Consider the following 538-nt stretch of genomic DNA (forward strand, 5'->3'; position numbering starts at 1 on the left):
GCCTACGGACGACACCCCTGCAACAGAAGTGCCTGAGGCGAATGCTGCAAAAGGATACACTGGCCGTAAATGGGAGGTGAGTAGTTCAACACCAGTGAATCTGAGTCAGGGAGCCCAAACGGGCAGCAATTACACCCAAGGACCTAGACGTAATTTGGGGACAACCCCAGATGCAGCGCCGAGTGCAGCGACAGCTCATCCTCGTGGTCCCGCGGCAGGTAATGGCAGCGGTACAACCAACGGTTCGCCATCGGTAACTGATGATGGCACGCAAACCGATGTTCCGACAGCCGTCGCAGAAACACCGACGAATGGGAGTACACCAGCTCGTCCGCCTGTCGCGGCGAAGACCACAAACACGCCTTCAATGTCACAGACGGATGGCGTGCCTACGGAAGACGCCCCTGCAACAGAAGTGCCTGAGGCAAATGCTGCGCAAGGATACACTGGCCGTAAATGGGAGGTGAGTAGTTCAACATCTGTGAATCTGAGCCACGGTGCGCAAACGGGCAGCAATTACACCCAAGGACCTAGACGT

General features: G+C 56.7%; 1 pseudogene. It reads left to right on the forward strand.

Annotated elements, in window-relative coordinates:
* Positions 1-538, forward strand: a pseudogene (locus KO533_RS22425) (hypothetical protein); the annotation flags it as partial.

Origin of the sequence: Shewanella sp. NKUCC05_KAH, assembly GCF_019345585.1 — a bacterium.
GTDB classification, from domain to species: domain Bacteria; phylum Pseudomonadota; class Gammaproteobacteria; order Enterobacterales; family Shewanellaceae; genus Shewanella; species Shewanella oncorhynchi.